The organism is Echinicola sediminis (genome assembly GCF_054777495.1).
Map to the genome: position 1 here is coordinate 21,629 of NZ_BAAHAP010000009.1, position 13,561 is coordinate 35,189.

The 13,561-nt window shown below is 43.5% G+C and carries 12 protein-coding genes; 6 read left to right on the forward strand and 6 right to left on the reverse strand.

The window, feature by feature from the left end:
- Positions 1 to 98: 98 nt before the first annotated feature.
- Positions 99 to 1,382 carry a hypothetical protein gene (locus ACYVAA_RS03750; protein WP_460538724.1) on the reverse strand — a complete coding sequence of 428 codons (1,284 nt, stop codon included), beginning with the start codon at positions 1,380 to 1,382 and terminating at the stop codon, positions 99 to 101.
- Between the two features lie 133 nt (positions 1,383 to 1,515).
- Here ACYVAA_RS03750 and proS point away from each other — a divergent pair, with 133 nt between their 5' ends.
- The 3 genes from proS (at position 1,516) to floA (ending at position 4,653) form a co-directional block, all read left to right on the forward strand.
- Positions 1,516 to 2,997, forward strand: a complete 1,482-nt coding sequence (gene proS / locus ACYVAA_RS03755) for a proline--tRNA ligase (protein ID WP_460538725.1) — start codon at positions 1,516 to 1,518, stop codon at positions 2,995 to 2,997.
- 183 nt (positions 2,998 to 3,180) lie between these two features.
- Positions 3,181 to 3,642, forward strand: a complete 462-nt coding sequence (locus ACYVAA_RS03760) for an NfeD family protein (RefSeq protein ID WP_460538726.1) — start codon at positions 3,181 to 3,183, stop codon at positions 3,640 to 3,642.
- 3 nt (positions 3,643 to 3,645) lie between these two features.
- Entirely contained in the window at positions 3,646 to 4,653 is a 1,008-nt protein-coding gene (gene floA / locus ACYVAA_RS03765) for a flotillin-like FloA family protein (protein ID WP_460538727.1), read from the forward strand.
- A gap of 53 nt (positions 4,654 to 4,706) precedes the next feature.
- Here floA and ACYVAA_RS03770 read toward each other — a convergent pair whose 3' ends face one another.
- Both ACYVAA_RS03770 and hemA read right to left on the reverse strand, forming a co-directional pair.
- Positions 4,707 to 6,266, reverse strand: coding sequence for a WG repeat-containing protein (locus ACYVAA_RS03770; RefSeq protein WP_460538728.1), 1,560 nt, complete (start codon positions 6,264 to 6,266; stop codon positions 4,707 to 4,709).
- Positions 6,267 to 6,420: 154 nt separating this feature from the next.
- Positions 6,421 to 7,698, reverse strand: coding sequence for a glutamyl-tRNA reductase (gene hemA / locus ACYVAA_RS03775; protein WP_460538729.1), 1,278 nt, complete (start codon positions 7,696 to 7,698; stop codon positions 6,421 to 6,423).
- Positions 7,699 to 7,943: 245 nt separating this feature from the next.
- Between hemA and ACYVAA_RS03780 the strand changes: the two genes are divergently transcribed.
- The 3 genes from ACYVAA_RS03780 to ACYVAA_RS03790 all read left to right on the forward strand — a co-directional run bounded on the left by ACYVAA_RS03780 (position 7,944) and on the right by ACYVAA_RS03790 (position 10,574).
- Positions 7,944 to 8,654 carry a ComEA family DNA-binding protein gene (locus tag ACYVAA_RS03780; RefSeq protein ID WP_460538730.1) on the forward strand — a complete coding sequence of 237 codons (711 nt, stop codon included), beginning with the start codon at positions 7,944 to 7,946 and terminating at the stop codon, positions 8,652 to 8,654.
- 181 nt (positions 8,655 to 8,835) lie between these two features.
- Entirely contained in the window at positions 8,836 to 9,303 is a 468-nt protein-coding gene (locus ACYVAA_RS03785; RefSeq protein ID WP_460538731.1) for a type I restriction enzyme HsdR N-terminal domain-containing protein, read from the forward strand.
- A gap of 509 nt (positions 9,304 to 9,812) precedes the next feature.
- Positions 9,813 to 10,574 (forward strand): TroA family protein, encoded by a 762-nt coding sequence (locus ACYVAA_RS03790; RefSeq protein ID WP_460538732.1) that lies wholly within the window; start codon positions 9,813 to 9,815, stop codon positions 10,572 to 10,574.
- A gap of 12 nt (positions 10,575 to 10,586) precedes the next feature.
- Here ACYVAA_RS03790 and ACYVAA_RS03795 read toward each other — a convergent pair whose 3' ends face one another.
- From ACYVAA_RS03795 to ACYVAA_RS03805, 3 genes are read right to left on the reverse strand one after another with little or no spacing between them, the layout of a single operon-like run.
- Positions 10,587 to 11,435, reverse strand: a complete 849-nt coding sequence (locus tag ACYVAA_RS03795; RefSeq protein ID WP_460538733.1) for a prephenate dehydrogenase — start codon at positions 11,433 to 11,435, stop codon at positions 10,587 to 10,589.
- An 11-nt stretch (positions 11,436 to 11,446) separates the two neighbouring features.
- The gene (locus ACYVAA_RS03800) at positions 11,447 to 12,607 is read right to left on the reverse strand and encodes a pyridoxal phosphate-dependent aminotransferase (RefSeq protein WP_460538734.1); all 1,161 of its coding nucleotides are present in this window, start codon (positions 12,605 to 12,607) and stop codon (positions 11,447 to 11,449) included.
- Positions 12,608 to 12,610: 3 nt separating this feature from the next.
- Positions 12,611 to 13,450 (reverse strand): prephenate dehydratase, encoded by an 840-nt coding sequence (locus ACYVAA_RS03805; protein WP_460538735.1) that lies wholly within the window; start codon positions 13,448 to 13,450, stop codon positions 12,611 to 12,613.
- Positions 13,451 to 13,561 lie beyond the last annotated feature (111 nt).

Genomic DNA, 13,561 nt, shown 5'->3' on the forward strand with positions numbered 1-13,561 from the left:
CATCCATTAACCATAATTGTATATGGCATTCACATCATTTATCAAGGATGGTTGAGTATTTAACGAAAGGGAAAGAAAAAGTGGTAAAAAAAGGGGGATTAATTTCCCCCTCTTCTTGAACCTCCAGAACTTCTGGTAGCGCTTCCCGAGCTCCTGGAAGACGATGATGATGAACTACCATAGCTGCTGCTCCTAGAACCGGAACTGCTTCTGGAAGGTGTGTATGTGCTTGAACTTCTTGATGGCGTGGAATAGGTGCTTCGACTTCTAGTCGGTGAAGTACTTCTATTGTAAGAAGGAGAGGTACTTCTGCTAGGAGTAGAATAACTTGATCTGCTTGAGGAACGCGTCCTTGTTGAGATATCCCTTGAACTGCTGCTAGAACTAGGGGTGTAGGCACTTCTGGATCTTTCAGAACTACTTGGTCGGGTCATTACTGCAGAGTTGGCATTTCTTCGACTAGGATTGGCCGAGGTAACCCTGCTTCTACCGCTTAGATAATCATTTTCCGAACGGCTAAAATCAGAAGATACCCGTCTGGAATTGTCTACTCTACTGACAGCACTTCGTCTAGCATCCGTTCTTGAAGCTGTGGGAGAAGTAGCGGATCTTCGAACGTAGTTCGCAGCGGTAGAGCTACCCCTCACTGATCTGGCAGATCTAACGATTCTTCGACTTTCTCCTGAATAAATATTGTTCACTATCAAAGGTCTGCCATAGCCGTAAAAGCCTCTGCCGTAAAATCCTCCAAAGGCATATCTAGAACCCCAGAATGGATCGTAGAAAGGACTGTAAAAAGGATCGTAAAATGGTCTTAATCCCCAGTAATTTCCAAATCCAAAACCCAAGGACAGGCTTAACCTTGGCCTGAATCCAAAGCTTGGTCCCCAGAAAGGATCATAAAAGCCTCCGAATCCAAGATTTGGGTAGAATCCGAAAGGCCCTCCATAAAATGAATTGAAGAACCAGGGATTGTTGTTCCAATTATTGCCGCCTGCTGGATTGTTGTAACCGTAAAAATTGTTATAAACGTTGATGTCTCCACCTTCACCTCCTCCGTTTTGCGGCTGATCGTCGTCGAAATAGACGATTTCATCAGAGGCGGTGTCGTCTTGGACCTGATATTTGGCGATATACTCAGGGTTTACATTTTTGGCCGAAAAATTTTCCTGCGCATATTCCCCGGAATCGTCAATTTCAGTGTAGCGGCTGAAATTTTCAGGGGTATTGTTTACAACAGCATTAGAAGTAACCACAGCGTCATCAGATGACATAAAGTACATGTCATCCGATTCTCCTTGCATGGCACTATAGCTGCTGCATGAAACAAGCCCTAATGCAGCCAAAAAACCAAGATACCGATATGAGACAATTTTCTTCATAATTCTTTAGTTTATAACTCACAACACTATATACGTGCTCTTTGGGAGAGGGTTATAATTTTTTGATTTATATTTGCTTCCCGAAATAGGGAACGAAAGTTAAAGAGTTTTTTTTAAACAACAAATAGTAAACATGAGCAAAGGACTGCCAAAAAGAAGTGAAGATTACTCGCTGTGGTACAATGAATTGGTGAAAAGGGCTGACCTGGCCGAGAATTCTGCAGTTAGGGGCTGTATGGTGATCAAGCCATATGGCTATTCTATTTGGGAAAAAATGCAACAGCATCTGGATCAGATGTTTAAGGATACCGGGCACAGTAATGCCTATTTTCCACTTTTTATCCCGAAATCCTATCTTTCTAAAGAGGCTAGTCATGTTGAGGGCTTTGCCAAGGAGTGCGCTGTGGTGACCCATTACAGGTTGAAAAACGGGGAGGATAATCAAGGGGTGATCGTGGATCCTGAAGCAAAGCTGGAAGAGGAATTAATCGTTCGTCCGACATCTGAAACGGTGATTTGGAGTACGTATAAGAACTGGATACAGTCTTACCGTGATTTACCACTAAAAGTGAACCAGTGGGCCAATGTGGTGCGCTGGGAAATGAGGACCCGTTTGTTTCTCCGAACGGCCGAGTTTTTATGGCAGGAGGGGCATACCGCCCATGCCACCAAAGAAGAGGCAGTGGAGGAAACGGTTCAAATGATGAATGTTTACGCCCAATTTGCGGAAGAATTTATGGGACTTCCCGTAGTCAAAGGGGTGAAGACAGAAAATGAGCGGTTTGCGGGAGCCCTAGAGACCTATTGTATAGAGGCGATGATGCAGGACGGTAAGGCGCTACAGGCAGGGACTTCCCACTTTTTGGGACAAAACTTTGCCAAGGCCTTTGATGTCAAGTATGCCGGAAAAGACGGGGGACTTGAATATGTTTGGGGAACCTCTTGGGGGGTAAGTACCCGATTGATGGGGGCTTTGATCATGGCCCATTCCGATGATAATGGGCTTGTGCTGCCGCCTAAGCTTGCGCCTATCCAGGTAGTGATCGTGCCGATTTATAGAAGTGAGGAAGAACTTCAGGCTATAGAAGAAAAGGCCCATGAGATCATGGGCAAACTGAAGCCTTTGGGGATTTCGGTACATTTTGATCACCGAGATACCCATAAGCCGGGTTGGAAGTTCGCCGAATATGAATTGAAGGGGGTACCTGTCAGAATAGCTTTGGGGCCGAGAGATCTGGCCAACAATACCATTGAAGTTGCCAGGAGGGACACCCTGTCCAAAGAAATGGTTAATCTGAATGAGACCAAGGTGGAGGAAATGATCCCTAATCTATTAGAGGACATTCAAGAGAATATCTATCAGAAAGCGCTTAAATTCAGAGAGGAGAGTACGACCAAGGTGGAGAGTTGGGAAGAATTTCAGCAGGTACTGGAAGACAAAGGCGGCTTCATTTCAGCCCATTGGGATGGAACCTCTGAAACAGAAGAAAAGATCAAGGAGCTTACCAAAGCTACGATTCGTTGTATCCCCTTGGATCAAGAAGAGGAAATGGGTGAATGCGTACTGACAGGGCAGCCTTCAAAAGGAAGGGTGCTTTTTGCAAAAGCCTATTAAATCATATACCAATAGATTTAGATTACTAATCAGCTCTGAACTTTCTTTTACTCTTCCCTGCAGTGAAAGGATCTTCGGGGCTGCTTGGTTTTTGACCGCTTATTTTTATTAAAGGTCAAACTTGGGGTTTCGTTTTTCAATCCCAAAAAAACTCTCTATTTTCAGCTAATCATTTAAGTTTTTATGACATTGGCAATTATTATAAGCCTTTTGTTGATAGGCCTGGTACTCGTTCTCCTGGAAGTGATTTTTGTTCCCGGAACCACTTTGGTGGGGGTGCTGGGAGCAGTCTTTAGCGGCTTAGGAATCTATTTTTGTTTTCAGCAATATGACTCAAAGACAGCTGTTTTTGTTTTGGCCGTTACCATTTTGGCCAATGTGGGCGTGATTATCTATGGTTTTAGATCAGGGGTATGGAAGCGTTTTTCTCTTAAAGAGACGATATCAAGCAGGGCATTTGATGACCGTTTGGTAGGGCTAGAAGTAGGTCAAAAAGGAAGGACCCTATCCGATATAAAACCTTATGGCAAGGCGGAATTTGGGGATAAAATTTATGAGGTGAAGTCAAATTCCGGTTTTATCTCTGCAGGGACAGAGGTGGAGATTGCACAGTTGGAAACCAATAAAATTATCATAAAACAATAAACTATGGATCTTTCAAATTCAGCCATTATTTTGGTAGCGGCCTTTGGCGGGCTGATATTGCTGTTTATCTTTCTCTACTTTGTGCCGGTTAATCTTTGGATAACGGCAATTTTTGCCAATGTCAAAGTAGGAATAGGGGAGCTTATCGGGATGCGGATCAGAAAGGTCCCTCCAAGTGTGATTGTCAATTCTATGATTACGGCTACCAAAGCCGGGCTGGCATTGACCACCAATGATTTGGAGACCCATTACCTGGCCGGAGGGAATGTGCCCAATGTAATCAGGGCCTTGATTTCAGCGGATAAGGCAAATATCAACCTGTCCTTTAAGCAGGCTACAGCTATAGATTTGGCTGGGCGGGATGTTTTTGAGGCTGTTCAGATCTCGGTAAACCCTAAAGTGATCAACACCCCCAGTGTGGCTGCCGTGGCGGCCGATGGGATACAGTTGATCGCCAAAGCACGGGTTACAGTAAGGGCCAATATTGCCCAACTTGTAGGAGGGGCAGGAGAAGATACCATTTTGGCCAGGGTAGGCGAAGGGATCGTTACTTCCATTGGTTCAGCCAAAACCCATAAGAGTGTGTTGGAAAACCCTGATAAGATCTCTAAACTCGTTCTTGAAAGAGGCTTGGATGCCGGAACTGCTTTTGAGATTCTATCCATTGATATTGCGGATATCGATGTGGGTACCAACATTGGCGCAAAGTTGCAGATTGATCAGGCATCTGCTGATTTGAAGGTGGCTGAAGCAAAGGCGGAAGAGAGAAGGGCCATGGCCGTGGCACTGGAACAGGAGATGAAGGCGAGAAATGTAGAGATGCGGGCTAAGGTGGTGGAAGCTGAAGCAGAAGTGCCAAAAGCTTTGGCCGAGGCTTTTAGGTCTGGAAACCTTGGGGTGATGGATTATTATAAAATGGAAAACATTAAGTCCGATACCGAAATGAGGGATTCGATAGCTAAGCCGGAAGAAGGAAGCAAAGGAGATAAAAATTCCAAAGGGGACAAATAATAGTAGGAAATCAAAAACGACAAAGGCCAGGGAACACCCTGGCCTTTGTCGTTTTATTTTCTTTTCTTCTTTTTCTTTTCATCAACCGGCGCAGGTGGTGTGTAAATGTCCTCCGCAAGAATTTTTTGAGTAGCAGGATCAACGAATATATCCATGTAATAAATGGGGAGAACCAGGTCGCCGGATTCCTTTATAATGCCGAAACGGTTGTTTCTCTCCACGATGATCCGATCATGTCCTTCCCTGCGGATAGATTGAAAAGTGGGATTGCAGATTTCAGTTCCCATGGGGTCAATGAGCCCATATAATCCCTTGTCCTCTGTGATGTAATAATGGTCATCAGAAAGTGAAATATGATGATAATATTCAGGTAGCAGGAGGGTGCCTGTTTTGTTGATCAGATTGGCTTTGCCTTCTTTTTTGACAATGGCCAATCCTTGATGAAACTCCCCGACTTCATCAAATTGAGGCGCAATGCTTATCGTGCCATTACTGTCAACATATCCCCATAGACCTCCAGTTTGGATACCGGCCAGTCCTTCGGAGAATTTTTGGACATTTTCAAACTGGAAGGGAATGATGAGCTTGCCTCCTCTATTGACAAATCCATATTTTTGGTCGGCTAATGCCCCGTACAGCTCTTCTCTTCCCGGGAGTATGGAGGCGATGTTTTCCGTCGGTACTACCTGCCAAACTCCCGTTCTGTCCAAAAGGCCTACCTTGCCATTCTTGAAGTAAACATTATAATGGTCTTTGTCGGTACGTACGACTGTTTTCATTCCCAAAATATCCAGTAGGATTCCATCATTTTTCATCACCCTACGCAGTTTGCCATGTATGTACTCCAGTATCACATCTTCTTGAAGGGCGATTTTGTGGTAGCTGCTGTAACGTATTTCGGCGTCCTTGTCTGTGGCTCTGATCAGCATGTACTGATTGTCCTTATATCCATAGAAATACTCTTCTTCCAGGTAGGTAAGGCTGTCAAGGATGGGGTCCAGGATGTATTCCCCATGTCTATTGATAAGACCGTATCCTGTCGGTTCATGGGAAAGGATGGTGCCCTCGGAAACCGATGATAAATAGTGATGGGGCTTGTTTGGGGTATTGGAAAGTGGAAGCAAATATCCTGAAGGGGTTTTTGCTATTACCTGGCCGTTCTTGGCGAAGTATGCCTCCTGGAAATTACCTATAGATTGAAGTGTTTTGGTACCTATGTCGTAATGGAAATAGGTGTTCTGTTTGTTGGCCAAGAGCTGATGGTAATGGCTGTCTATATGGTCGTATTCCGGCTTTAATATCTGCTCGCCGTATTCATGGTAGGCTCCGAATTTTTTATTGTCCGAAACGATGATCCACGGACTTAGGTACTGATAAATCTCTGCCCCCTCCAACTCAAGAAAGGGTTCGTAACTATTGTTCAGAAGTTTTAGTTTTTGGTCTTTGTCGCTAACGCGGATGGACTCTCCTAAAAGATAAATATGGTCGTTATTGATCTTTTGGACCAGGTTGAACTGCTGGTCATAGACTTCATAAATTTGGGATTGGCAAAAGCCAAAACTCATCATAAAAAACGAAACGGTAAGCAACCATTTCTGATTAATCCATGTCATTTGTTAACTTTTTAATTTGCAGCCTAAAGTAAAAGGAAAGCTTGTGCTTTCAAAAAGATGTCCACCGCAACGGTAAAAAAAAGTGAAGGAAAGTATCCTAAGTGAAGTTGGAGGAAATGGTTGATTTCAAAATGCTTCCAAAAAGGGATTGCAATTAGTGGGCTTTGGGGTTTTGGGCTTCTTTTTCCAGATCAAACAAATCAGAAATGATATCGATCATCCCTTCTGCTTGATCCTTTTTGCAAGCCGCCCTTAACTGTACCACCGGAACTTTGATGATTTTCTGCATCATGCTTTTGGTGATTTTATCGATGATTGCATATTCTTTTTCGCTGGCATTTTTCAGGTATCTTTCCAGCTCCTCTTTTCTTATCTGTTCCAGGGCGTTTTTCAGCTTGTTGATGGTCGGGGAGACCATCATTTCCTTTTTCCAGTCAAAGAACTCTTCTATGCTTTCTTCTATAATTGTCTCCACCTGAGCTACAGAAGCAAGCCTTCTTTTCAATGTCTCTGTCGCTTTGCTTTGGATATTGTCTACATTGTAAAGCAGTACGCCCGGAACATCTTCTACCGTGGTTTCGATACTTCTAGGAACTGATAAATCAACAAATAACTTATAGCTCTTTATGTCAAACTGTTTTGCAAGTTCTTTGGTAATGAACGGATCCGAAGTGGCGATGGAAGAGACAATCACATCAGCTGCCTGCATGGCTTCGTGCACCTCTTCGAAGGGAATAACCTTGAAGCCAAGTTCAGCTCCCATATTCAGCGCCTTTTCGTGCGTCCTGTTGGTCAAGGTGATTTCCGCTTGGGGTAAGTGGACCATGTTTTTGGCTACATCCTCTCCTATTTCTCCCAGGCCAATCAAAAGTACTCTTGGGTTGATCGTATTGGCAGTGAGTTCTTCGATAAGTTCTACCGCCGCATAGGATACAGAAGCTGCGCCGTCACGGAAGGCTGTTTCTTGTACCACTCTTTTGTTGGTAAAGAAGATGGTGTGCATCAGTCGGTGCAGGAATGGCCCGGCCATTTCCTGGTCAGCGGCTGCCTGGTAGGCTCTTTTTACCTGGTTGGAGATTTGCATGTCCCCAACTACCTGGGCTTCGAGCCCCATGGATACTCTGAAAAGATGCTGGATAGCTTTTTTGTCGTCCTGAATAATGGTGAAATATTCTAAATAGGAAACGACATTATGGATGCCTTTTTCGGTTCCGATTAATTTGATGATCTCAACGCTGAGATCCAGTTCATGCGCATAGTAAACCTCTGTCCTGTTACAGGTAGATAAAATCAAGGTGTCTTTTACATTGAAGAACTCCCTTAGTTTTAACAGAAGTGATTCTATAGCCCTGTCATCTAACGCAATGATTTCCCGGATTTCCACTGGGGCATTTTTGTAAGAAAGACTTATGGCTCTAAACTTATGCTGCATTATCACTATTCAATTAAGCTACAAATTTATTACAGAAAGTGCATGAAATGAACATTTTCCTTTGACTCATCGTAATTTAAAATCCTTCTAAATAACAAGGTGCCTGAGTATGAAGGATTTTACAAAGCAATAATGCGAATAATTGGAAAGAAATTCCAATATGATTATTTTAATGATGATAGAGGTTGTCTATGAGATGGATAGCTGTTTTTTAATGGAGGCAATGTTCCAAAAAGCTCATTTTTATGCAACGGAGAATACGTTATTTTTTGAAAAGTTATCTGGGATTTACTAAAAGGGAGTCCGTAGGGTTCCTCTTATTGCTTCCTGTTATGTTTGGAATGGTCTTGGTGCCTAAATTCTACGACTTGTATTGGTATCATTTGGCAGAGGAAGAGTATCAGGAGTATTTGGAAGAGGTATCGGTGAAGCTGAACAAGGAAAAGGGGACTTTAGGAATTAATCCAACCACTATGGTCAAGGCTTCCTTAGGGCAGGTAGAAGAAATTAAAGATACTTCCAGATGGAAAAGGCCCTTGGAGGAAAGCTATAAGACCAACAAGATTTCTTTTTCGGAAGCTGATTCAGTCGTGTTACAAATCGTGCCAGGGATAGGAGAGACATTGGCTGGAAGGATTGTTAAATTCAGGGAGAACCTTGGAGGATTTTATCGTAAGGAACAATTGCTGGAGGTCTATGGATTAAAGGAAGAGGTGGCCAAAAGGATTTTTGATTACTTTACTTTTGAGCAGGGGATAAAGTCCAAATTGTCCATTAATACAGCGGCAGTGAAAGATTTGGCCAGGCATCCCTATATAAATTATGGTGAAGCAAAAGTGATTGTAGCTTACAGGGAACAGCATGGGGCTTTCAGTTCAGCAAAGGATCTGCTGGAAATAAAGATTTTCACAGAGGATTGGGTTCAACGCCTGCAGCCCTATTTACGATTTGAATGAATGTCTGTAAAGGGGCCTTGAAGAAAAAGTGATGAGGTCTTTGTTTCAATGGTAGGAGTTTACATTTTCAATGTGTGATACAAAGCTGTTGAAATTCTAGGATAATGGGATGCGCAGTTTCCAAAGCATCATTTTTTAAAGACCGTTTTTGTTTCCGTTTTTATGAGGTGATATTTGCGGCATGACAATTTCAGATTACCCGTTTTTGCAGACAGCGCTCAATTTACCCAAAACTGAGTTTCAACTTGAAAATGCTCAGGGAAAGTTGACTATTTATGATTCCTTGCGAAAGAAATTTTTGGTCCTGACACCGGAAGAATGGGTGAGGCAGCATATTGTATATTATTTGATTGAATTCAAGCAGTACCCCAAAAGTCTTTTTGCCTTGGAGAAAGGGGTGAAGTACAACCGGTTGAATAAAAGGTTTGATATTCTGGTACTAAACAGGGAGGGTAAGCCCTTTTTGTTGGTGGAGTGCAAGGCGCCGGAGGTGAAATTGAACCAAAGGGTCGTAGAGCAGGTCTGTGTCTACAATAAAACCCTCGGAGCCAAATATATGGCCATCAGTAACGGTATACAGCATATTTGTTTAGAATATGACGAAGAAACCCAGGCTTATAGACAGCTTAGGGGATTTCCTGATTTTTAAATAAGCATTGCTTTTTCAACAGCTTTATGTCCTACTGTTAAGGGGGATCACCCGGTCAATGTTGTTAAGTTAACTATGATAAACTAAGCACATCTGTGTACAGCTATATTCATCTGTGGTCCGTATCCGCTCTTAATTTTATGGCATTGAGTACCCGGTAAAGAGAGAAGGTATTTAGTTATTATTTCCTGTAAAATGTTTAATGCCTTATTGGTGGTGATAAGAAAGTTTAAATAAAAGATAGTGAAAGTTTTTGAGTTTTATATTCTTTCTTATATTTGTAAAGCAACTAGAGCAACAGAATGTAAACCCAACAGGGGAGGGCAAAAGGCCTCGGGCTTTTTGCTACTCCCTGATCTGTGGTGGTCGAGTTGGGTGCTAATGCGAAAAGAACACAAAATCTTCATACGGTTAATTAAGGTTACAAAAAAATCCCCGGAATTTTCGGGGATTTTTTTGTTGTGGCCTATTTATTCTATTGTTTTGGTCATCGATCGTTTACTAAGTATATGAGTTTTTTTACAGACCAAATGGACAGGCAGGTGGAAGTAGCTTCCCTTCCACAACGTATTATCTCTTTAGTCCCATCGCTAACAGAGTTGTTGGTAGATCTTGGGTTGGGGGATAGGGTGGTCGGAGTTACCAAGTTTTGTATTCACCCGAAGGGGTTTAAGGAGAAGAAGACCATCATCGGAGGGACTAAGCAATTTAGATTTGATGTGATCGAGTCCCTGCGACCCGATCTCATTATTGGGAATAAAGAGGAAAATTACAAAGAGGGGATTGTAGCCCTAGAAAAGAATTTTCCGGTATGGATGAGTGATGTGTTTGATCTGGATGATGCCTTGGATATGATCCTGCGCATAGGAATGCTAACCGGAAAGGAGCACGAAGCAGCTGAGTTGGGGGAGAAAATTAGAAGGGGATTTGAGATTAGTCTACCTCCAAAAGGAACCGCGGTTTACCTGATCTGGCAAGATCCAATAATTACCGTAGGAAAGCATACTTTTATTGATAAGATGATTCATAAAGCTGGCTTTAAAAATCTGGTTGAAGCAAGGCGATACCCTCAAATAAGCTTGGAGGATATCGCCGGATTGAATCCGGAATTTATTCTGTTGAGTTCGGAGCCCTTTCCTTTTAAAGAAAAGCATTTGAAACGCTATCAAGAACAATTTCCTAATGCAGTGGTGCGCTTGGTAGATGGAGAGTTGTTTTCTTGGTATGGCAGCAGATTAATACATACCCCTGACTACCTGAAGCGCTTGTAGTTTGATTGAAGTTTATTTTTTTAAGTCTAAAATCTTTCCAATCTGATTGGTTTCCTTCATCTTTTGGGCCAGTTCTTCGTAGTGGTCCGAAGCAAGATCATCTCTGAATTCCACTAGGTTTTTGATGTAGCCATTGAGGGCTTCGAGTACATTTTTTTTGTTTTCCTCAAAGATGGGGGCCCACATTGCCGGAGAGCTTTTGGCAAGGCGTACGGTGGAGGCAAATCCACTTCCGGCCATGTCCAAGATGTTTTTGTCATCTTCCATTTTGTCCAATACCGTTTTGCCAAGCATGAAAGAACTGATATGGGAAAGATGGGAAACAAAGGCCAAGTGCCTGTCATGGTCATGCGGTTCCATGAAGCGGATTTTCATGTCCAGTATTTCGAAGGCTTCATAAGCTTTAGCTTTGAGGTGCAGGTCCGTTTTTTCCAACTCGCACAAAATCATGATCTTGTCCTTCAGCAGGCCGGCGTGGGCAGCTTTTGGTCCTGAGTATTCTGTCCCTGCTATGGGATGGGCCGCCAGGTAGTTTTTCCTTTTGGGGTGGTTCTGGAGGTCTTTACAGATGTTTTCCTTGGTTGAGCCAAAATCCATGATCAAGGTTTGGTCCGACGTCTTGTCAAGGAGTTCCTTGACCAATGAAGCCACGGTGTTGACGGGGATGGCCACTACCACGATGTCAGTATCATCATCCGGGAAGTCTGCTACTTGGTCAATAATGCCCAAGGCCAAGGCTTCTTTACGATGGGCCGGACTTTTGTCCGCCCCGGTAACAATAAGGTCTGGGATGGCCTTTTTTAGTGCCAAGGCAAAAGAACCACCCAAAAGTCCGAGTCCTATGACATGTATTTTTTTCATGTTGAAATTGTCTATTTCCTCCATGTACTGTTGATCCTATCAAAAGCTTCTTGTATGGTTTCTTTGGCAACGCAAAGGGAAAAGCGGATATAGCCATGTCCATTGCTTCCAAAAATGTCTCCAGGGGTAATGAAAATGTGGTTTTCGTAAAGCAGTTTGTCCACCAGGGCCAAAGGGTCTGTTTTTTCCGGCAGCTTAGCCCAAACAAACATGCCCGAGCTGTTTTTGTCACAAGTGGCCCCTAATCTTTCTGCCAGTTTCCAGATGAGTTCCCGGCGGATTTGGTATACCTCGTTCATGTTTTCAAACCAGGACTTTTCTAGCTTAAGAGCGGCGATGGCCCCTTCCTGAATCCCTAGGAACATTCCCGAGTCCATATTGCTTTTTACTTTCAGCACTTCCTTTACGTAATCGGATTTTCCGCAGAGCATTCCCACCCGCCAACCGGGCATATTAAAGGTCTTGCTAAGGGAGTTTAGCTCCAAGGCAATGTCCTTGGCCCCTTCTATGCTTAAAATACTCAAATATTCTTTTGTCAAGATGAAGCTATAGGGGTTGTCATTGACTAAGAGGATGTTGTGCTTTTTGCCAAATTCAACCAGTTTTTGGAGGGCTTCTTTTGTGGCATTGGCCCCTGTAGGCATGTGCGGGTAATTGATCCACATCAGTTTTATGCCTTCTTGTGAGAGGGTCTCTAATTGTTCGTGATCAGGCAGCCAGCCGTTTTCTTCTTTTAAATCATAGTAAACCGCTTTTGCACCTACAAGTTCGGTGACGGAAGTGTAAGTGGGATAGCCAGGGTTAGGGATGAGTACCTTGTCTCCCGGGTTGAGGTAGGCCAAGGAAATGTGCATGATGGCTTCCTTGGAGCCCATCATAGGAAGTATTTCATCAGCAGGTGCAAGAGTGGCCTGATAATACTTTTGGTAAAAATTGGCAATAGCCTCCCTTAGTGCTGGGATACCCTGATAGCTCTGGTAGCCATGCGCATCCTCTCGCTGACTGGTGCTGTTCAGCGCATCGATAACTTGTTGGTGAGGAGGGAGGTCCGGGCTGCCTATTCCCATGTTGATAATAGGGTGGCCTTCATTTTTTAGCTTGGCTACTTCCCGGAGTTTTTTGGAAAAGTAATATTCCTTGACATTGGTTAATCTATCAGCAGGCTTGATCATTCGTTAGGATAGTTTGGTGTTTTTGTATTCCCCCATTATTTTGATTTGGTTGCCCTCCTCAGTGATTAGGGAGACAGCCTTTTTATAATCCTCATGATTTTCAAAAAGCAGATCAATGAAAAAAGCATAATGCCAAGGTTTGTCAATTACCGGAAGGGACTGGATCTTGGTCAGGTCCAGGTTGTGGTCGCTCATGGTGTTGAGGACTTTGGCCAGGCTGCCTTTTTCGTTTTTGATGATCAGTTTGAGGGATACTTTGTCAAAAGGTCCGGTTGTAGGCTGCCCGTCATCTTTCTTCACAATGCAAAAACGGGTGATATTGTTTTTGATGGTTTGGATATCCGAGGCCAGAATGTCCAGTTCGAAAATTTCAGCAGCCGATTTACCCGCAATGGCAGCTACTCCCCTAAGTTGTTCCTCATGGATGGTTTTCGCTACTGAAGCTGTGTCGAGGTCCTCTTTGAGCTGGATATGGGGGTGTCTCTCAAAGAAGGCTTTGCACTGTAAGAGGGCCATGGGATGTGAGCGGACCTCCCTGATGTCGTTTATGGTCTGTCCCGGTAGGGCCATCAGCTGGTGGGAAATGGGAAGGTAAAACTCTCCGGTAATGCGGAGGTTGTTCCTGTCCATTAGATCATAATTGGGGAGGATAGCTCCTGCAATGGAGTTTTCCAATGCAAGTACCCCGATGGTGGCTTCCTCGCTGGTGATCTTTCTTACCAGTTCCGCAAAGGTCAGGCATTCCAGGATTTGGGCTTCAGGCCCGAATGTATTTCTGGCCACTTGGTAGTGGTAGGACCCCAGGATGCCCTGTATGGCTACTTTTTCTTGGTTTGATTTCAATTTTTCTATTGTTGTGGTTAAACCCGAAATGTGCTTCGGTTTTGGGTGTGAAATTATTGCAAGGAAATTAGAAAGTCAAAGCTTCCATTGTGCAAAGCAGGAAAAATAAAG